This is a genomic window from Ruegeria sp. HKCCD7255 (assembly GCF_013031565.1).
Taxonomy (GTDB): Bacteria; Pseudomonadota; Alphaproteobacteria; order Rhodobacterales; family Rhodobacteraceae; genus Ruegeria.
Map to the genome: position 1 here is coordinate 1 of NZ_WQAG01000009.1, position 17,958 is coordinate 17,958.

The following is a 17,958-nucleotide window of genomic DNA, read 5'->3' on the forward strand; positions in this document are numbered from 1 at the left end:
TTCTCACCCGCAGAGAAGTTCCAAGAGTGTGTTGCGGCGATCAGTTGAATCGGCACCGCAAAGCAGACCTTTGCTCTCCAATCTGAACAAGTGGTTTTCTGGTAGATTTAATATGTTAGCAAAATCAAATGTTATGAGGAAGAGAATCCAATAGGTTCAATTCGCCACCATCGCCGGATTTGAGCATGTTACAATCTTGCCCCCTACCGGAATCTACCTTTATTGCCAGGCTTTGATCCGTGGCTGCGGCCGGTGGCAAAACCGAAGGATCGAGTTCACCTTAACTGACGTCTAAGCACGGCGGTAAGCCAGGTCAAAAATAGTAGTGCCGGTAATAGTACCCCTCAGGCGGCAGCTCGTCGAAATAGCCAGAAGCGCTCAGGTCGCGAGCCACCTTGAGGTTTTCTTTTAGTCTCTTGCGCCTTTTCTCAGCTTTCAGTGCCTGCTGTGCTTTGCGTTCTTCGGCAGGCCCGACAAGCCAGCTGAAGAAATGTCCCGGGGTTCGGTGTTCGGTAAAAGCCATCTCAGACTCCTCTCGTATTCAGACCTTGTTCAGGAAAGAACATGAGAGCTTTCGATGAGGTCTTCCCCACCAAAAGGTTAAAGTTTCTTCAGCGAGTTCCAGAGACGCAATCGCGGCTATCAGTTGATCGGTACAAACTCGATCCGGCGGTTGCGGCGTTTGCCTTCAACCGTGTCATTCGAGACAACCGGGCGGCTCTCGCCATAGCCGACGGTTACAAGGCGTTCCGGTGCGATACCTTGATTGACCAGATAAGTATTGACCGCTTGTGCCCGACGTTCGCTGAGCGCGCGATTGGCGGCGTCCGAACCATCGCTGTCTGTGTGGCCCCCGATTTCGATCGTCAGATCTGGGCATCGGCTTACGATATCATGAAGATTGGTCAACAGCGGGATCGAAGCATCCGACAACCGCGCACTGCCTGAGTTGAAATAGATATTGCCGGTGCGCGACAGGATCTCCATCCGACCTTCGCAAGCTTCGCGATCCAGATCTCCTTTGGTCTCAAGCGCGGCAGCTCCGGGTGTGGCCGAAACCAGCTCTAGCTGCGGTGGGGTACCGGGTTGGGCTCGGTCGAAGACAAACCCGAAGCTGATGAACCCAAAGGGCAGAATGTCGACGCCTGCCGCCTCTTCGAGCTTGGCACGGCCTTCTTCAAGGTTGAAATCCGTCAAGGCGATCGCGATCGGGGTGGTGTTGGCCACTGCGACCCGGTCATTGTCGACCAATGTGATCGCAACCTGTGCGGTGCTTTCCTTGGTCACACCGTGCAACGAAAGCTGATACGGCAAGTCGATGATCTTGTGCCGCGTCTGATGCAGATCGATCAGCTTTTCCGGGGGCAGCTGTGCCGTGATCACGGCCTCGGGGAAATTGAAGGTTTCAAAGAACAAGAACCGCATACGCACATTGCGCAGGTCAATCTTGGTGTCCACGCTATCCATCTGCACACGGATCTCTGCTGCGCCCTTTGGGCTGATCACACCAGATAGGGTTGCAAAACCGCTATTTTCGGCAATCGAGTTCTTTTTGACCGACAAAAACTGCAGTTCGGAAGACCCAGCATCCAGTTCCCATCCATATTCAAAAGGATCAATGCTCTGTGCCCATGTGGAATTGGCCGCAAAAATCGTCAAAATGGTAAAAACTAATCGCACCAAGCCTGAATGTGACATGTGTGAACTATTTCCTATCTTTTTTGCCCCCAAATTGAATAAGACAGGAACGAGCCACAACAAAGCCAAAAAAGCTGGCTAGTCAGATCCGACTCAGCTTGGTGCGCCCATGTCACGGGCTGAATGGAAAAAGGGATTCAAGGGACCGAACGTGCGTCACGTAGTCAAAATTTTGGTTTCGCTGGTAAGCCTTTGCTGGGCCCTGCAGGCTTGGGCCGAACCGCGCATCGCGTTGGTTATCGGCAATTCGGCATATGGATCTGTTTCGGCCCTGGACAATCCTGTGAATGACGCTGCGCTGATCGCCGAGAAACTGACCGACTTAGGATTCGAGGTTCGACATCTGTCCGACAGCCACCAAGTGGATATGAAACGCGCCATCGCACAATTCGGGCGCGATCTGCGCAATGGTGGAGAAGACGCCGTCGGGCTGTTCTATTATGCTGGGCATGGCGTGCAATCTTTCGGCTCGAACTATCTTCTGCCGATCGACGTGTCTCTGAACGACCCGGCCGACCTTGATCTGATGGCGGTCGAAGCGCGCTCGGTTCTGCATCAGATGGCTTCGGCAAAAAACAAGACAAATATTGTGATTCTCGACGCCTGCCGGAACAATCCGTTCGAAGATCTTGTGGACATGGACGACAACGGCCTGGCCGAAATGAAGGCTCCAACCGGCACATTCCTGGCCTACGCAACCGACCCAGGCGGGGTGGCGCTGGACGGGGAAACCGGAAACAGCCCATTTACCCTAAGCCTTGCCAAACACATCGATACGCCCGGTATGGCGATCGAACAGTTGTTTAAGAAGGTCCGAGTGGATGTTTTGGAAGAAACCCGTGGCCTGCAGACACCTTGGGATACTTCATCGCTGACCTTGGACTTTACCTTCTCGACCGAAACACAAACGCAAATCACACAGCACGAAAGTGAAGAGGATCTGTGGCAAGCAGCCAATAGCTCTCGCGATCCCGTACAGATCATGCTGTTTATGAGAGCCTATCCCAACAGCGTTCACTCAACTGAGGCGGCGGACCTACTGCAATCTGTCATGGCCGAGTCTTTCGGCACACCAATTAGACCCGCTGCGACCGATTCAGAACCAGAACAACTTAAGGCAGAGGCAACTGAAACAGATCGACTGATGTATGAGTTGGCGCTCACCGACGACACGATTCATTCATACGAGGTTTATCTTCACAGCTTCCCGGACGGTGTTTTCGCCGATGATGCCGTCGAACGCATGGCAGCGCTAAGACTGGGTGAAGAAACGGTAACGCGCAAAGCCGAGCCCAATGTCGAGGCGCCTGACGCAGAAAACAAAGGGGCGATTTCTGCCGACATCGTTCTAACGCTTGACTCCCCACTGACATTTGGAAACTCCTATGTGCTTGGGCAATCGATCAATCAATTGGTGGCGGGCTCGCCTCAATTCCCTCCGATCGACGGGCTCCCCGAGGAGCTGTGGAAAGATCAAAGCTGCTCCAATTGCCATCAGTGGACCGCTGAAGCCTTATGCGATCAGGCGCAAACCTATGTCGAACGCCCGGCGGCAGGAAATGTCGCAAAACAACACCCCTATGGTGGCGGTCTGAAAGTCAATTTGCGTCGCTGGGCATTGGATGGATGCCAAGGGTAGCTTAAGGTAGCATTGTCCAGTTTCAGACTAGCTGAATGCGACATTGCAACCGCCAACCTGCTGGACAGACAAGGGACACGGATTTACCTTGGCGCGACACCAACAAAAGGATCGTGCCCATGTCCAAGACGCTTACCCTTGCCGCGACAAGCCTTGCACTTTTGTCTACTGCCGCCTTTGCAGATGGGCATTGTGCTGCGGGCAAAACGCTGACCGACGGCAAATTCACCATCGCGACCGGTAATCCGGCCTATTACCCTTGGGTTCTGGATGACGCACCGGAAAGCGGGCAAGGGTTTGAAGCTGCTGTGGCCTATGCTGTGGCCGAAGAAATGGGCTTCGCCGCCGAAGATGTGGTCTGGGTGCGGTCTTCGTTTGATGAGGCGATCCAGCCCGGCGCAAAAGAGTTTGATGTGAACATGCAGCAATACTCGATCACGCCGGAACGGGATCAAGTGGTCGATTTCTCGGCACCCTACTACACCGCGCCGATGGCTGTGCTGGTAGGCCCCAACGCCACTGAAACCGAACCAAGCCTTGAAGCTCTGAAAGGGCTGCAATGGGGGGCTGTGGGCACAACGACAGCGGTGCCGAAACTGGCAAGTGTGATCCAACCAAACAGCGATCCACTGCTCTATGGCGACAATGCGGATGTGAACGCGGCCATCTCGGCCAATCAGATTGACGCGGCCCTGTTCGACCTGCCGACCGCTCTGTTCCTGAGCGCGGTGATGATCGAGGGGTCGAAAGTGATCGGTCAGTTCCCCGCCGATGCCAGCGACAATCCCGATCAGTTCGGCATGTTGATGGAGGATGGCAACCCGCTCAAGGCTTGCGTGGATGAGGCCATCGCGGCCCTGGCCAGCAGCGGCAAGCTTGCAGAGATTGAGGCAAAATGGCTTCAGGACACCACCGGTGTTCCGCTGATCAAGTAACATGACCAAATCACAGGCGGCGGGGCAGACCCGCCGCGAACGCTATGAGGCGCAGCAGCGGCGCAGGTCTTTGATCATCGCCGCGACCAGCACTGTTGTTGTTTTGGCTGCGCTGGTCCTTCTGGTGCCGCTCGCTCCTGGTTGGCAGAAGGTGCAGCTGAGCTTTTTCAACGGTGAGGTTTTGCTGAAGACCTTTCCCAAACTGCTCGAGGCGTTTCGGATCAACGTGATGATCTTTGCCTGGTCTGCTCCGGCCATTGCCGTTTTGGGCCTGCTTATTGCCTTGGCGCGTGATGCGAAATCTCCGGCGCTGTTTCCGCTGCGCATATTCGGTGCTGCGTTCACAGATATCTTTCGCGGCGTACCGGTTATTCTGACCGTTTATCTGATCGGTTTCGGCATTCCGGGGCTGGGCCTGCCGCGCCCGTGGAACTCACCCTATATCTGGGGCTCGCTGGCGCTGATCCTGACCTATTCCGCCTATGTGGCCGAGATTTTCCGGTCGGGCATCGACAGCGTACATCACAGCCAACGCGCGGCGGCGCTGTCTTTGGGTTTGTCCGAACGGCAGGTGATGCGCGATGTGGTGCTGCCTCAGGCGGTGCGCAATGTGGTGCCATCGCAGATGAACATGCTGATCGCGCTGCAAAAAGACGTCTCGCTGCTCAGTTTTATCGGCCCGGTTGAGATCTTTCGCCAGGCCGGTGTTTTTAAGTCGCTTCTGGCGAATTTCACTCCTTATGTTGGGGCGGCGATCATCTTTTTGATCGTGACCATTCCGGCCACGCGCTATGCCGATCACCTGATGGCACGCCAGATGCGAGAGAGACGGTAATGGCAAAACTGGAACTGCGCGGCGTCGTCAAACGGTTTGGCGACAGAACCGTGTGCGACGGTATCGATCTGGATGTTGAAGAAGGGCAGATGGTCTGCCTGATCGGCGCCTCAGGCGCGGGCAAATCCACGCTTCTGCGCTGCATCAACCTGCTTGAGCCCATCGAAGACGGTGAGATTTTCTTTGACGGAGAAGATATTGCCGTCCCCGGGTTGGATCCGCAATCGGTGCGGGCGCGGATCGGAATCGTGTTTCAAAGCTTCAACCTCTTTCCGCATATGACAGCCATTGAAAACGTGATGCTTGCCCCGCGTCGCGTGCGCGGCAAATCGCGGGCCGAATTGCTGCCCGAGGTTGAGGAGTTATTTGCACGATTTGGCCTGGCCGACCGAATGCACAACTATGCCGATCAACTGTCGGGCGGTCAGCAACAGCGCGTCGCGATTGTCCGCGCCCTGGCCATGCAGCCCGAGGTGATGCTGTTTGACGAAATCACCTCGGCCCTTGATCCGCAATTGGTGGGTGAAGTTCTGGACGTGCTTTTGATGCTGAAAAAGCAGGGGATGACGATGGTCATGGCAACACATGAGATGGGCTTTGCGCGCGAGGCCGCCGACAAGGTTTGTTTCCTGCAAGACGGTCGTATCGTGGAAGAGGGTAGCCCCGAGGAACTGTTTGGAAACCCGAAAAAGGCAGCCACTCAGGCGTTTTTGGCGCGGGCACTGAAATAGCCCACTATACGCGTGATCAGGTCACGCGCGCCGGCCCCAGCGATGCGCGCTCGATGATGTGCGTTTCAAGCTGTTTCGACGTGCCCGAAAAGCTGCCCTCAACCATTGCAATCAGCATATCCGCCGCTCTGCGCCCCATCTTTCGATGCGGGACATGCACGGTTGTCAGAGCTGGGCTGACCACGCGCGCCAGTTCGATATCGTCGAACCCGGTGATGGAAACGTCATTTGGCACGTGCAGTCCCATTTCGGTAGCTCGCTTTATGGCACCAGCGGCCAGAACGTCATTGCCGCACAAGACCGCGCTTGGTCGCGGCGTCGATGTTATCAATTTGGAGAAGGCTGCAGCCCCGCTTTCGATATCATAGCTGCTTTCGATGATCGGCAAGGCTTGCGGATCAAGCCCATTCGCCGTTGCCGCCGCTTGAAATCCTTCGATGCGTTCACGCGCCCGATCATTCCCCGAACTGATACCCGAGATCATCGCGATACTCTTATGGCCGTGGTCCAGCACCTTGCAGGTCAGATCAAACATGGCCGCGCGATTGTCAAACCCGATTGATGGTAGCGGCGCGTCAGAACGATAAGACCAAGCGACCAAAGCGGGCACGTTCTGCCGCGCAAGATAGTCGTGTATCGCCGGATCCCGTTCATGCCCGATCAACAGAATCCCGTCCGCACCGCGGGCCACAAGGGTTCTGATCTGTTCCTTCTCGATCTTCGGATCATAGGCCGAGCTTGAAACCAGAAGGGTATAGCCACGATTGTGCAACTCTTCCTGAAAAGCCTGCAAACCACGCGCAAAAATGGCGTTCTCCATTGTTGGAATGATCGCACCAATGGTCAGGCTCCGTTTGGCCGCCATCACTTGAGCGGCGAAATTTGGGGTATAGCCCAAAGCCTCGACTGCCGACATCACACGCTCGCGGGTCGCCTCGACCACACGTTTGGGATCGTTGAGGCAGCGGGAAACGGTGGCTGTGGACACTCCTGCTTTTTTAGCGACATCCCCAAGGGTCGGAGCCGCATTTAGTTTCGACATTTCTGAACTCTTGATTTGCCAATACCAAAGAAGGTAGCGGTTTTCGAATTTAGGGAAAAGCCCAAATGCAAGCGCTTGCATTTTGCGTGTAAGCGCTTACATTGCACGACCAAGCCTCTGCGCGAGGGCGGCACATTTGTTGAGGGATCTTTGAACCATGCCACGTGACTATCTGAAAAAGGCAACGCTAACCTCTCAGTCTCATGCAGGCGAAGTGCATGAAACAGTCAAAACTATCCTCGCGGATATCGAGGCCGGAAGAGATGCCAAGGCGCTAGAATATGCAGCCAAGTTCGACAAGTTCGATGGCAATGTCTTACTGACACAGGCCGATATTGACGCTGCAATCGCGCAGGTGCCGGAGAAGCTGAAAGCTGACATCCGTTTTGCGCATGACAATGTGCGCCGGTTTGCCGAGACACAGAAAGCCACCGTATCGGACGTGCAGATGGAGATCGTGCCAGGCTTTGTCGCCGGGCAAAAGGCGATCCCGGTGGATGCGGCAGGGTGTTATGTGCCGGGCGGGCGATACAGCCATATCGCCAGTGCGATCATGACGGTGACCACCGCCAAGGTGGCCGGGTGCCGCCATATCACTGCCTGTTCTCCGCCGCGCCCCGGCGAAGGAGTCGCGCCAGCAATCGTCTATGCCGCGCATATCTGCGGGGCCGACAGCATTTTGGCCATGGGCGGGGTGCAGGGCGTGGCAGCGATGACCTATGGGCTGTTCGGTTTGCCCAAAGCGAATATTCTGGTTGGTCCAGGCAACCAGTTCGTTGCCGAAGCCAAACGCATTCTCTATGGCAAGGTCGGCATCGACATGATCGCGGGGCCAACCGACAGCTTGGTTCTGGCCGACGGTCAGGCCGATGCCCATGTGGTGGCGACTGACTTGGTCAGTCAGGCGGAACATGGCTATAACTCACCGGTTTGGCTGGTGACCGATGATCGCGCGCTTGCTGAACAGGTGATGGAGCAGGTGCCCGTTCTGATCGACGCTCTGCCCGAGTTGAATCGTGAGAACGCGTTTGCGGCCTGGCGCGACTATGCTGAGGTGATCCTGTGTTCGGACAGGGAAGAGATGGCGGCCTGTTCCGATGAATATGCGCCGGAACACCTGACAGTTCAGGCCGCAGATCTGGATTGGTGGTTGGATCGGTTGACCTGTTACGGATCCCTGTTTCTGGGTGAGGAAACTACCGTGTCTTATGGCGACAAGGCCACCGGCACAAACCACGTGCTGCCAACCTCGGGCGCGGCCAGCTATACGGGTGGTCTGAGTGTGCATAAGTATATGAAAATCGTCACCTGGCAGCGGGCAACGCGTGAGGGGTCGAAATCGATTGCCGAAGCCACCGCGCGCATTTCGCGCCTCGAGGGAATGGAAGGGCACGCCCGTGCCGCAGATGTCCGCCTGGCCAAGTATTTCCCGGATGAGCAGTTCGACCTGACCGCAGATGGATGATCCGCGCCGCCTGTTCGATCTGACGGGGCGGGTCGCTTGCGTCACGGGGGCCAGCTCGGGCCTTGGCCGCCAGGCCGCGCAGACCCTGGCCGCTGCCGGTGCGCGGGTGGTGGCTGTAGCGCGCCGTCGCGAAGCGTTGAACGGTTTGCAGGCTGAAATAGGTCCCTCCGCCGCGGCGATTGCAGCAGATGTGGCAGATCGGGATCAGGTTCAAGCCTTGGCTCGGCAGATATCCGACCCGTTCGGCGCGCCGGACATCGTGGTGCATGCCGCAGGCGTCAACACGCGCGAAGCGGCGGATGACGTCACTGCCGATGGCTGGGATCAAACGCTGGCGCTGAACCTGAGCGCTCCGTTCTTTCTGAGCCAAGCCTTGGTGCCCGCCATGAAAACGCGCGGATGGGGGCGGATCGTTACCTTTGCCTCATTGCAGACGAGGCGCGCCTTTCCTGGGGGCATCGCCTATGGTGCGAGCAAGGCAGGGATCGGCCAGCTGACCCGCGCGATGGCCGAGGCTTGGTCACCTTTCGGTATCACCGCCAACGCCATAGGGCCGGGGTTTTTCCCAACCGAACTGACCCAGGCCGTGTTTGATGACGACGAGCGATCCGCGCGCAACGCCGCCCAAACCTGTATCGGGCGCAATGGTCGGATGGACGATATCGACGGACCAATCCTGTTTCTCTGCTCGCAGGCGTCCGACTATGTGACGGGGCAGGTTCTGATGGTCGACGGGGGGTTTACGGCGAAATGAAAGCTTTGGTCTATGAAGGCGTTGAACAGGTTGTGCTTCGGGATGTCCCGGATGCGGTCCCCGGACCAGACGAACAGCTGATCCGCGTTGACGCCGTTGGCATTTGCGGGTCTGACATGCACGCCTATCTGGGGCATGATGCACGGCGGCCCGCGCCCTTGATCCTGGGCCATGAGGCCGCAGGTGTAATCGTTGGCGGCCCGCAGGATGGGGCACGGGTTACGATAAACCCGCTGGTGTCTTGTCGGGCTTGTACCTATTGCACCTCGGGCCGCGAAAACCTGTGCCCGTCCCGGCAGATCATCTCGATGCCGCCGCGCGAAGGGGCCTTTGCGCAATACATCGCCATGCCCGCGCGCAATCTGGTTGAGGTGCCGGACCACGTTTCTTTGGCCAAAGCCTCTCTGGCTGAGCCATTGGCCGTCAGTTGGCACGCGGCGCGTCTGGGCCTTGAGGCTTTGCACCCGGCGATGGAGCGCCGCGCACTGGTGATTGGGGGTGGCGCCATTGGGGTGGCGGCGGCCTTGGCGCTAAAGGCGATGAACGTTGGCGATGTCACAATTGTCGAGCCAAACGACCTGCGCCGCGCCTATCTGGACGAGATTGATGATCTGAAAACCACCCAATCGGCCAATGGGGAATACCCGCTGGTCATCGACGCCGTAGGCTATGCCGCAACGCGCGAGACCGCCTCAGCGCTGGCGGCACCCGGAGGTGTGATCGCGCATGTGGGTCTGGGTGACGGCGCGGGCGGTCTTGATGTGAGGCGGATGACTTTGCAGGAGATTACCTTCATCGGCACTTACACCTACACAGATCAGGATTTTCGCGACACGGCGCAGGCAATCTATGACGGTCGGCTGGGCGCGCTGAGCTGGATAGAAGAACGACCACTCTCCGATGGGGCTGCAGCCTTCAGGGCGTTGCGGGCAGGCGAGGTGCCTGCACCCAAAATCATCCTGAGACCCTGGGACTAGACATCCAACCGCTCTGACCAAGGGTCAGTTGCGTGTGTGTCCGGCAAAACAGGTCGAGACAAACTCGCCAAAAATCTTGTTCTTCTGGCCCGCCCGCGATTCAGGCGAGAACAGAAACCAGATCGGGGCCTCGGCCTCCCACAACGAACCCGGCGCAACTTCGATCAAGCGGCCCTCTTCCAGTTCGGTCTGGATGGCGAGGCGGGATTTGATCGCCAGCCCAAGCCCCTGAACCGCCGCGTCGGTCAGCATGTCGGAATTGGAAACCAGAACGTTCGATTTCACTGTCGCATCGCGTCTGCGGCCTTTGGCATCGCATAGGGACAGCCGGGTCTGCCACGGCAGGCAGACCCAAGGGTGTTGCAACAGATCGGTTGCCGATTGTGTCAGATTATGACGGGCCAGAAATTCAGGCGCCGCGCAGATCACCCGGTGATTGTCGCTGAGCTTGCGCGCCACCATGGCGCTGTCGGCGAGTTTGCCCACACGGATGGCGCAGTCCTGCCCCTCGGCCGACAGAGACACAAACCGATCCACCGCGAGGAATTCGAAGGTCAGGTTGGGATGTTGCGCCTGAAATTTCGGCAGCGCCGGCAAGATGAAACGCGACAGAACCCAAGGTGACATTGTGACCCGCAGATGTCCCGTCAGCTGTGCCGACCCACTGCCGGCGTCCCGTTCGGCTTGCGCCAAGTCGGCCAAAATGATCCGTGTGCGATCAAAGAAAATCTGCCCCTCATCCGTCAGCCGCAACATGCGGCTGTTGCGATGGAACAGCGTCAGTTCCAGCGCCATTTCCAGCTTGTTCAGACGGTGGCTTGCGGTGGCCGGTGAAATGCCCACCCGCTTTGCGCCTGCCGTGACGCCCTGTGCGTCGGCGATGGCTACAAACGTCTTTAGGTCGTCGATGCTATACATTCGGTCAGATCATTCGATTATTTCGAACACAGGTTTCCATATTGAGCCTATTTATCCAAGTTATTCAATTGATCTATCCCTTCGCCAAGTAAACGGAGGAGACTGCCTTGAAGAAACTGTTGTTTGCCGCTGGGTTGAGCGTGGCGCTGACCGGGATCAGCCATGCCGAGGGTTTAGAAACCTATCTGGATTTTCCAAAAGAGATGCCTCCGGGCAATTTGGCCATTGGGCCAGATGGCCGGATGTTCATGTCTGTGCATGAATTCTATGGCCCCGAGCTGCGGGTGGTCGAGGTGATGCCCGATGGCACGACCAAACCCTATCCGACCGAGGAATGGGCGCGTGCACCTGTCGAGGACGGCGACGGTTTGCGCGGTGTTTTGGGTCTGCGTGCCGACCGTGAGGGCATCTTGTGGATGCTCGACGGGCAGGGCGAAGGGCAAACCGGTCGTGTTGTCGGCTGGGATACCAAGGCCGAAAGGCTGCACGCCATTTTTTATGTCGGACAGCCCGCTGCGCGCGCAACATCGTTCCTGAACGATCTGGCCATCGACCGCGAACACGGCGCGATCTATATCTCGGATACCGGTGACGGGCAGAACTCTGCCATCATCGTCATCGACATGGACACCGGACGCGCCCGCCGGGTTCTGGAGGGCAGCCAGTTCACCATTCCCGAAGACACGCCAATGATCATTGACGGGCGTGAGATCCTATTGGGTGGCAATCCCGCCAAGATCGGAATCAACCCGATCACCATCGATCCGACCAACACCTGGGTCTATTTCGCGCCAATGACGGCCAGCGCGATGTACCGTGTCCGCACCACCGATCTGTTGGATGAAAGCCTCAGCGATGCGGATTTGGCCGCCAAGGTCGAACGCTATGGCGATAAGGTCATCTCGGATGGATCAACTGTTGATGCGGATGGCAATGTCTATATCACCGCGATGACCGACAATGCTCTGGGTGTTACCAAACCCGACAGCACCTATGAAGTGCTGTATCAGTCGGATGAGGGGCTGCCTTGGCCAGACGGTTTTGCGATGGGCGTTGATGGCTATGTCTATGCCACGATCAACGAACTTCACCGTTCACCGGTGCTGAACGGCGGCGAAGACGCGTCAATCGGGACCTACAAGATCGTCCGGTTCCCGGCCCTGGGTACAGGAATCAGCGGCCGGTAAAATGATTGGACCGCTGTCACCGGCGGTCCAACTTGTTCAGCGTGCGCCGTACTCCTGCCGCAGCAGGTTTTTCTGCACTTTCCCCATCGTGTTTCTGGGCAGTTCTGTCAGAACCTCATACCGACCGGGATGTTTGAACCGCGCAAGTTTTTCTTTCACAACCGCAGTGATCTGATCGATGGAGAGCGCGACCCCGGGTTCGGCCACGAGGGCAGCCACAATCGCTTCGCCAAAATCCGCATCCGGCACCCCAAAAACGGCAGATTCCAGCACCCCATCGATGTCATTCAAAACATCTTCGACCTCTTTGGGGTAAACATTGTAGCCACCGGTTATGATCATATCCTTGGATCGGCCCACTATCGTCAGATAGCCATCTGCACTGTATTGCCCAAGATCACTGGTGATAAAGAAACCTGTGTCCCGCAACTCTTCGGCGGTCTTTTCTGGCATCTGCCAATAGCCTTGGAACACGTTGGCACCGCGCACCTCGATCATCCCAACCTCGCCCTGGGGCAGGGGGGCACCGGTTTCAGGGTCGGTCACGATCACCTCGGTGCCGGGCAGGGGCACGCCAACGGTGCCCGCGCGACGTTCGCCGTCATAAGGGTTTGACGTGTTCATATTGGTTTCGGTCATCCCATACCGCTCCAGAATACGGTGCCCGGTTCTGGCGGTGAACGCCTCGTGGGTTTCGGCCAAAAGCGGTGCGCTGCCCGAGATAAAAAGGCGCATATTTGCGGCCGCCTCTTTGGTCAGGCGTGGGTCATTTAGAAGCCTTGTATAGAAGGTGGGAACACCCATCAGCATGGTTGCATCAGGCAGAGCGTTTAGGATCGCATCAACGTCAAAGCCGGGCATGAACACGACCTGTGATCCGGCATAAAGCGCGGTATTCAGCGCGACAAACAGACCATGGGTGTGAAAGATCGGCAAAGCATGGATCAGACGGTCTTTGGCGGTGATCTGCCAGTGATCCGTCAGCACCTGGGTGTTGGACAGCAGGTTCTCATGACTCAGCATCGCGCCTTTCGACCGGCCCGTGGTGCCTGACGTGTAAAGCAGCGCCGCCAAGTCGCCGGGCGCTCGGGGCACCGTTTCGAACTGCGAGGGTTGGCCTTCCGCAGCCTCGCTCAGGCTTCCATGCCCATCCGCATCAAGGGTTAGAAGCCGGGCACCAGCTTGCTCGGCGATGTCCCCCAAAGCTTCAGACGATGACGGGTCACAGACCAGCAGCTTAGGGGCCGCGTCAGAGACGAAATAGGCGACCTCATCGCGTTTATAGGCGGTATTCAAAGGCAGAAACACAGCCCCGGCCTGAAGCGTGGCTGCGTAAAGCAATACCATCTCGACCGTTTTATGCGCCTGCACAACCACACGATCCCCCGGATGCACACCGGCTGCTTGCAGGGCGTGCGCAAATTGGGCGGCGCGTGCAACGAATTCAGCATAGCTGAGATCAGTTATGCCCGCGCGGATTATGAAACAGGAGGGATTGGTCGCGTGGGGTGCGAAGAGTGCGTCATAAAGAAGGTTGGACATTCGAGATGTTACTTTCGTCTGGTAAGGCACGGGGCTGTTTACGATCCATGTGAGGCCCAGTTCAATTGGTCAGTCGGGGTGCCCGCCTAACCATCGCGCCCGGGCTCATTTGGGTGGCTTGAAAACAGCGCAATCTTGTTGCCCTGCGGATCCCGCAGATAGCTGACATAGAATTGTGGCCCATAGTTGGGGCGAAAGCCCGGTTGACCCTCATCTGTACCGCCTGCGTCCAGGGCGGCGGCATGAAGCTCGCGCACTTGCTGCTGGTTTCCTGCCTCGAAAGCCACCATCGCCCCGTTACCGGTCGAGGCCGCCGCACCGTCAAACGGGGGTTTCACATAGAAGTCTGGATAAACAGGTCGCTGACCGGGCGCGACTGGCAGCGCAAAGCTGAGCCCCTCGGGCCCTTCGTCCAACGTATAGCCCAACGCAAGCAAGAACGCAGAATAGAACCGTTTTGCTTTGGCAAGATCGTCAGCGCCGACAGTAACATAGGCAATCATCGGGATGGGTCCTCTGGTCTGCTAACCTAGCGACGGTGGTGTAACACAAAAGGTGCGATGTGAGCGCTATTTCGGAGTTCTTGGTAGGGGCCCGGCACACTTTCCGGGCACAAAACGACCCAACCCCAAAAAAACGCGATATGTGCGAACAATTTTCCGAATACCAAGTAGACTGTTGCGCAAATAGATCCGTAAGAAAAAATAATCTCGCTTTATAGATATGAGTTTGGCGATGATTGTATTGCACTTTTTTTCAACACCGTCCAAGGGCTGTGGCGGGTAACGTGTAGCGTTAGTGACAACGCATTTATCCATTGTTAAGAGTTCGAGTAGTTTAAGAAGGGTACTGATTGATGCAAGTAGAAGAGACCGCTCTGCCGGGGGTTGTCGTTCTAACACCCAAGCGGTTCTCCGACGAGCGCGGTTTTTTCAGCGAAAGCTGGAACAAAAACACGCTGGCCACCCATGGGATAGAGTTTGATTTCGTACAAGACAATCACTCTCTGTCGATTGAAACAGGTACGTTGCGCGGGTTGCATTTTCAAGCCCCACCGCATGCACAGGACAAACTGGTGCGCTGCGGTCGTGGGGCGCTGTTGGATGTGGCGATCGATATCCGCAAAGGCTCGCCCACCTTCGGCAAATGGATCTCGGTTGAGCTGTCGGCCGAGAACGGTCGCCAATTGCTGGTCCCAAAGGGGTTTTTGCACGGCTTTCTTACGCTGAAGCCTAACACCGAGATTTGTTATAAATGCACCGATTTCTACGCACCCGACTGTGACGGTGTTGTTCACTGGGACAGCTGCGGGGTTGATTGGGGGTTGAGCAAGCCCCCGATCCTTTCTGAAAAAGACACACAGGCCGCAAGGTTTGAAAGCTTTGACAGCCCCTTCATATGGGAGGGCGCGGCATGAAGATCATCGTGACCGGAGGCGCCGGCTTCATTGGGTCGGCGGTCGTGCGCCAGGCCATCGGGCAGGGGCATCACGTGGTCAATCTGGACGCGCTGACCTATGCGGCGTGCCTGGACAATGTGGCAAGTGTGGCAGGAGCCCCCGGCTACAGTTTCGTGCAGGCCGACATTCGTGACCGTGCCGCAATGGACCGGGTTTTTGCCGAACATCAACCAGATGCGGTGATGCATCTGGCCGCCGAATCCCATGTCGACCGCTCAATCGACGGGCCCGGCACCTTTATCGAGACCAATATCACCGGCACCTACACGCTGCTTGAAGCCGCCCGTGCCTATTGGCACGGCAAAGGTCAGCCCGACGGGTTTCGGTTTCACCATATCTCGACCGATGAGGTCTTTGGTTCGCTGGGCGACACCGGTGAGTTTACCGAAGACACGGCCTATGATCCCCGCTCGCCTTATTCGGCGTCAAAGGCGGCCAGCGACCACCTCGTGCGCGCCTGGCATGAGACCTATGGGCTACCGGTTGTCCTGTCGAATTGTTCGAACAACTACGGGCCGTATCATTTCCCCGAAAAGCTGATCCCTGTGGTTATCCTGAATGCTTTGGCGGGCAAACCGATACCGGTTTACGGAAAGGGCGAGAATATCCGCGATTGGCTCTATGTCGAAGATCATGCCGACGCTCTGCTGACCATCCTTCAAAAGGGACAGAATGGTCGCTCTTATAATGTGGGCGGTGAGAACGAGGCCAAGAATATCGATCTGGTCCGAATGATCTGCGCCATTCTGGATGAAAAACGCCCCACTGGCGGGTCATACGCAGACCAGATCACCTTTGTGGCCGACCGCCCGGGTCATGACCTTAGGTATGCCATTGACCCAACCCGGATCAGAACCGAGCTGGGATGGCGCCCCTCTGTCACGCTTGAACAGGGGTTGGAGCTTACGGTGCAATGGTATCTGGATAACGAGGAGTGGTGGCGCGCACTACAAAACCGGCAGGGCGTGGGCGAGCGTTTGGGAGTAAAAGCGTGATCCTCGTGTTTGGCAAGACGGGGCAGGTGGCGCAGGAACTGGCCGCCTATCCCAACGTGTCTTGCCTGGATCGAGCCGCTGCAGACCTTTCTGATCCGGAAAGCTGCGCGCAGGCGATACGCAATACCAAACCCGCGGCGGTAATCAACGCGGCAGCCTACACCGCAGTTGACCGGGCGGAAGACGAAGAAACGGCTGCGCGCATTATTAATGGTGACGCGCCGGGGGCCATGGCAAGGGCTTGTGCCGATCTGGGCATTCCGCTGGTTCATATCTCAACCGATTATGTGTTTGACGGGTCCGGCACCGCGCCTTGGACACCTCAGGATGCAACCGCGCCACTGGGTGCCTATGGTCGCTCCAAACTGGCCGGAGAGCAGGCGATCATGGCTGCCGGGGCCTATCATGGTATCTTGCGCACCTCCTGGGTGGTGTCTGCACATGGCAGTAATTTCATCAAGACCATGCTGCGGCTTGGACGCGACCGTGATGATCTGACCGTTGTAAGCGACCAAATCGGCGCCCCGACCTCGGCGCGCGCAATCGCTGCGGCCTGTATCATTATGGCCGAGGGCTTGATGTCCGATCCGAACAAATCCGGCATCTATCACTTTTCGGGTAGGCCTGAAACGAGTTGGGCCGATTTCGCGCGCGAGATATTCAGCCGCACGCAGATCACCTGTTCGGTCACGGATATCCTCACCCGGGACTACCCGACCCCTGCAACGCGGCCGTTGAATTCGCGCTTGGATTGCAGCGCAACCGAAAAGGTTTTTGGCCTTACGCGACCCGACTGGCGTCAAGAGCTGACACAGATATTGGAAGACTTAGGAGAAACCGGATGACGGATCGCAAAGGGATCATCCTGGCAGGGGGCAGCGGCACGCGGCTTTACCCGATTACGATGGGGCTGTCGAAGCAACTGCTGCCGATCTACGACAAGCCCATGATCTATTATCCGCTTAGCGTGCTGATGCTGGCCGGTATCCGCGATATATTGATCATCACCACCCCGCAGGATCAGTATCAGTTCCAGCAAACTCTGGGCGACGGGTCGCAATGGGGTATTTCGCTCAGCTATCAGGTTCAGCCCAGCCCGGATGGTCTGGCGCAAGCCTATATCCTGGCCGAAGCGTTTCTGGACGGTGCGCCGTCGGCGATGATCCTGGGCGACAACATTTTTTTCGGCCACGGCCTACCGGTTCTGATGGCCGCAGCGGATCAGAAACCTTCCGGTGGCACCGTGTTTGGCTATCACGTGGCCGATCCCGAACGCTATGGCGTGGTCGCCTTTGACGAAGCCGGGCGCGCCCGTGAAATCATCGAGAAGCCCGAGGTTCCGCCCTCACGCTATGCTGTGACGGGGCTTTACTTTCTGGATGCCACCGCGCCCGAACGGGCGCGTGCTGTCAAACCCTCGGACAGGGGCGAGCTGGAGATCACTGAGCTTCTGCAAAGCTATCTGGAAGAGGGCGCATTGCAAGTCGAAACCATGGGGCGCGGATATGCCTGGCTGGATACAGGCACACATTCCTCGCTGCTGGACGCTGGAAACTTTGTGCGCACGCTCGAAGAGCGGCAAGGGTTGCAAACCGGCTGTCCCGAAGAGATTGCCTATCAACAGCAATGGATCAGCCGCGACGCCCTGAAACAGCAAGCCAAACGGTTTTCGAAAAACGGCTATGGCGCCTACCTGGCCGGGCTTCTGGACTAGCACAAAGCCAACTGACAAGCTGAATACAACGCAGACAGCATATGCTGCTGCGGTTGCGAAGCTATGG

18 protein-coding genes are annotated in these 17,958 nt (G+C 57.3%); 12 read left to right on the top strand and 6 right to left on the bottom strand.

Translation table 11 applies throughout. From position 1 onward, the window contains the following. Positions 1-313: 313 nt before the first annotated feature. On the bottom strand, positions 314-523 hold the full coding sequence (locus tag GOX45_RS15725; RefSeq protein ID WP_171102112.1) for a hypothetical protein: 210 nt from the start codon (positions 521-523) through the stop codon (positions 314-316). Positions 524-642: 119 nt separating this feature from the next. Continuing rightward, positions 643-1,698 (bottom strand): OmpA family protein, encoded by a 1,056-nt coding sequence (locus GOX45_RS15730; protein ID WP_171102113.1) that lies wholly within the window; start codon positions 1,696-1,698, stop codon positions 643-645. Positions 1,699-1,807: 109 nt separating this feature from the next. On the opposite strand from GOX45_RS15730, the gene GOX45_RS15735 reads away from it, so the two are divergent. The 4 genes from GOX45_RS15735 (at position 1,808) to GOX45_RS15750 (ending at position 5,838) form a co-directional block, all read left to right on the top strand. After that, on the top strand, positions 1,808-3,337 hold the full coding sequence (locus GOX45_RS15735) for a caspase domain-containing protein (RefSeq protein ID WP_171102114.1): 1,530 nt from the start codon (positions 1,808-1,810) through the stop codon (positions 3,335-3,337). Between the two features lie 119 nt (positions 3,338-3,456). After that, positions 3,457-4,272 (top strand): ABC transporter substrate-binding protein, encoded by an 816-nt coding sequence (locus tag GOX45_RS15740; RefSeq protein WP_171102115.1) that lies wholly within the window; start codon positions 3,457-3,459, stop codon positions 4,270-4,272. A gap of 1 nt (position 4,273) precedes the next feature. Continuing rightward, positions 4,274-5,107, top strand: coding sequence for an amino acid ABC transporter permease (locus GOX45_RS15745; RefSeq protein WP_171102116.1), 834 nt, complete (start codon positions 4,274-4,276; stop codon positions 5,105-5,107). Further along, on the top strand, positions 5,107-5,838 hold the full coding sequence (locus tag GOX45_RS15750) for an amino acid ABC transporter ATP-binding protein (RefSeq protein WP_171102117.1): 732 nt from the start codon (positions 5,107-5,109) through the stop codon (positions 5,836-5,838). The genes GOX45_RS15745 and GOX45_RS15750 overlap by 1 nt, the downstream gene beginning before the upstream one ends. A gap of 16 nt (positions 5,839-5,854) precedes the next feature. Here GOX45_RS15750 and GOX45_RS15755 read toward each other — a convergent pair whose 3' ends face one another. Next, positions 5,855-6,880: a LacI family DNA-binding transcriptional regulator gene (locus GOX45_RS15755; RefSeq protein WP_171102118.1), complete on the bottom strand. Its 1,026-nt coding sequence runs from the start codon at positions 6,878-6,880 to the stop codon at positions 5,855-5,857. Positions 6,881-7,037: 157 nt separating this feature from the next. On the opposite strand from GOX45_RS15755, the gene hisD reads away from it, so the two are divergent. From hisD to GOX45_RS15770, 3 genes are read left to right on the top strand one after another with little or no spacing between them, the layout of a single operon-like run. Continuing rightward, entirely contained in the window at positions 7,038-8,345 is a 1,308-nt protein-coding gene (gene hisD, locus GOX45_RS15760) for a histidinol dehydrogenase (protein WP_171102119.1), read from the top strand. Then, complete coding sequence (locus GOX45_RS15765; protein WP_171102120.1) at positions 8,338-9,099, top strand: SDR family NAD(P)-dependent oxidoreductase; 762 nt, start codon at positions 8,338-8,340, stop codon at positions 9,097-9,099. The genes hisD and GOX45_RS15765 overlap by 8 nt, the downstream gene beginning before the upstream one ends. Further along, positions 9,096-10,076, top strand: coding sequence for an alcohol dehydrogenase catalytic domain-containing protein (locus tag GOX45_RS15770; RefSeq protein ID WP_171102121.1), 981 nt, complete (start codon positions 9,096-9,098; stop codon positions 10,074-10,076). The genes GOX45_RS15765 and GOX45_RS15770 overlap by 4 nt, the downstream gene beginning before the upstream one ends. 24 nt (positions 10,077-10,100) lie before the next feature. Here the strand turns inward: GOX45_RS15770 and GOX45_RS15775 are convergent, their stop codons facing one another. Beyond that, positions 10,101-10,994, bottom strand: coding sequence for a LysR family transcriptional regulator (locus GOX45_RS15775; protein ID WP_171102122.1), 894 nt, complete (start codon positions 10,992-10,994; stop codon positions 10,101-10,103). Positions 10,995-11,101: 107 nt separating this feature from the next. Between GOX45_RS15775 and GOX45_RS15780 the strand changes: the two genes are divergently transcribed. Then, positions 11,102-12,181 (top strand): SMP-30/gluconolactonase/LRE family protein, encoded by a 1,080-nt coding sequence (locus GOX45_RS15780; RefSeq protein WP_171102123.1) that lies wholly within the window; start codon positions 11,102-11,104, stop codon positions 12,179-12,181. Positions 12,182-12,217: 36 nt separating this feature from the next. Here GOX45_RS15780 and GOX45_RS15785 read toward each other — a convergent pair whose 3' ends face one another. Both GOX45_RS15785 and GOX45_RS15790 read right to left on the bottom strand, forming a co-directional pair. Continuing rightward, positions 12,218-13,723 (bottom strand): malonyl-CoA synthase, encoded by a 1,506-nt coding sequence (locus GOX45_RS15785; RefSeq protein WP_171102124.1) that lies wholly within the window; start codon positions 13,721-13,723, stop codon positions 12,218-12,220. An 86-nt stretch (positions 13,724-13,809) separates the two neighbouring features. Next, positions 13,810-14,226: a VOC family protein gene (locus GOX45_RS15790; protein ID WP_171102125.1), complete on the bottom strand. Its 417-nt coding sequence runs from the start codon at positions 14,224-14,226 to the stop codon at positions 13,810-13,812. 353 nt (positions 14,227-14,579) lie between these two features. Between GOX45_RS15790 and rfbC the strand changes: the two genes are divergently transcribed. Genes rfbC through rfbA form a run of 4 tightly spaced genes read left to right on the top strand, consistent with a single transcriptional unit; the run spans position 14,580 to position 17,891 of the window. Then, positions 14,580-15,140: a dTDP-4-dehydrorhamnose 3,5-epimerase gene (gene rfbC / locus GOX45_RS15795; protein ID WP_171102126.1), complete on the top strand. Its 561-nt coding sequence runs from the start codon at positions 14,580-14,582 to the stop codon at positions 15,138-15,140. Next, positions 15,137-16,177: a dTDP-glucose 4,6-dehydratase gene (gene rfbB, locus GOX45_RS15800; protein WP_171102127.1), complete on the top strand. Its 1,041-nt coding sequence runs from the start codon at positions 15,137-15,139 to the stop codon at positions 16,175-16,177. Before rfbC ends, rfbB begins: the two co-directional genes overlap by 4 nt. Beyond that, positions 16,174-17,022: a dTDP-4-dehydrorhamnose reductase gene (rfbD, locus tag GOX45_RS15805; protein WP_171102128.1), complete on the top strand. Its 849-nt coding sequence runs from the start codon at positions 16,174-16,176 to the stop codon at positions 17,020-17,022. Before rfbB ends, rfbD begins: the two co-directional genes overlap by 4 nt. Beyond that, entirely contained in the window at positions 17,019-17,891 is an 873-nt protein-coding gene (gene rfbA / locus GOX45_RS15810) for a glucose-1-phosphate thymidylyltransferase RfbA (protein WP_171102129.1), read from the top strand. The genes rfbD and rfbA overlap by 4 nt, the downstream gene beginning before the upstream one ends. Positions 17,892-17,958: the final 67 nt, after the last annotated feature.

Bases quoted from the DNA above. Each gene is read 5' to 3' on its own strand.
- GOX45_RS15745 (WP_171102116.1), top strand. From the start codon at position 4,274: ATGACCAAATCACAGGCGGCGGGGCAGACCCGCCGCGAACGCTATGAG.
- GOX45_RS15750 (WP_171102117.1), top strand. From the start codon at position 5,107: ATGGCAAAACTGGAACTGCGCGGCGTCGTCAAACGGTTTGGCGACAGA.
- GOX45_RS15725 (WP_171102112.1), bottom strand. From the start codon at position 523: ATGGCTTTTACCGAACACCGAACCCCGGGACATTTCTTCAGCTGGCTT.
- GOX45_RS15770 (WP_171102121.1), top strand. From the start codon at position 9,096: ATGAAAGCTTTGGTCTATGAAGGCGTTGAACAGGTTGTGCTTCGGGAT.
- GOX45_RS15790 (WP_171102125.1), bottom strand. From the start codon at position 14,226: ATGATTGCCTATGTTACTGTCGGCGCTGACGATCTTGCCAAAGCAAAA.
- GOX45_RS15755 (WP_171102118.1), bottom strand. From the start codon at position 6,880: ATGTCGAAACTAAATGCGGCTCCGACCCTTGGGGATGTCGCTAAAAAA.
- hisD (WP_171102119.1), top strand. From the start codon at position 7,038: ATGCCACGTGACTATCTGAAAAAGGCAACGCTAACCTCTCAGTCTCAT.
- GOX45_RS15775 (WP_171102122.1), bottom strand. From the start codon at position 10,994: ATGTATAGCATCGACGACCTAAAGACGTTTGTAGCCATCGCCGACGCA.
- GOX45_RS15765 (WP_171102120.1), top strand. From the start codon at position 8,338: ATGGATGATCCGCGCCGCCTGTTCGATCTGACGGGGCGGGTCGCTTGC.
- rfbA (WP_171102129.1), top strand. From the start codon at position 17,019: ATGACGGATCGCAAAGGGATCATCCTGGCAGGGGGCAGCGGCACGCGG.
- GOX45_RS15740 (WP_171102115.1), top strand. From the start codon at position 3,457: ATGTCCAAGACGCTTACCCTTGCCGCGACAAGCCTTGCACTTTTGTCT.
- GOX45_RS15730 (WP_171102113.1), bottom strand. From the start codon at position 1,698: ATGTCACATTCAGGCTTGGTGCGATTAGTTTTTACCATTTTGACGATT.
- rfbC (WP_171102126.1), top strand. From the start codon at position 14,580: ATGCAAGTAGAAGAGACCGCTCTGCCGGGGGTTGTCGTTCTAACACCC.
- rfbB (WP_171102127.1), top strand. From the start codon at position 15,137: ATGAAGATCATCGTGACCGGAGGCGCCGGCTTCATTGGGTCGGCGGTC.
- GOX45_RS15735 (WP_171102114.1), top strand. From the start codon at position 1,808: ATGTCACGGGCTGAATGGAAAAAGGGATTCAAGGGACCGAACGTGCGT.
- GOX45_RS15785 (WP_171102124.1), bottom strand. From the start codon at position 13,723: ATGTCCAACCTTCTTTATGACGCACTCTTCGCACCCCACGCGACCAAT.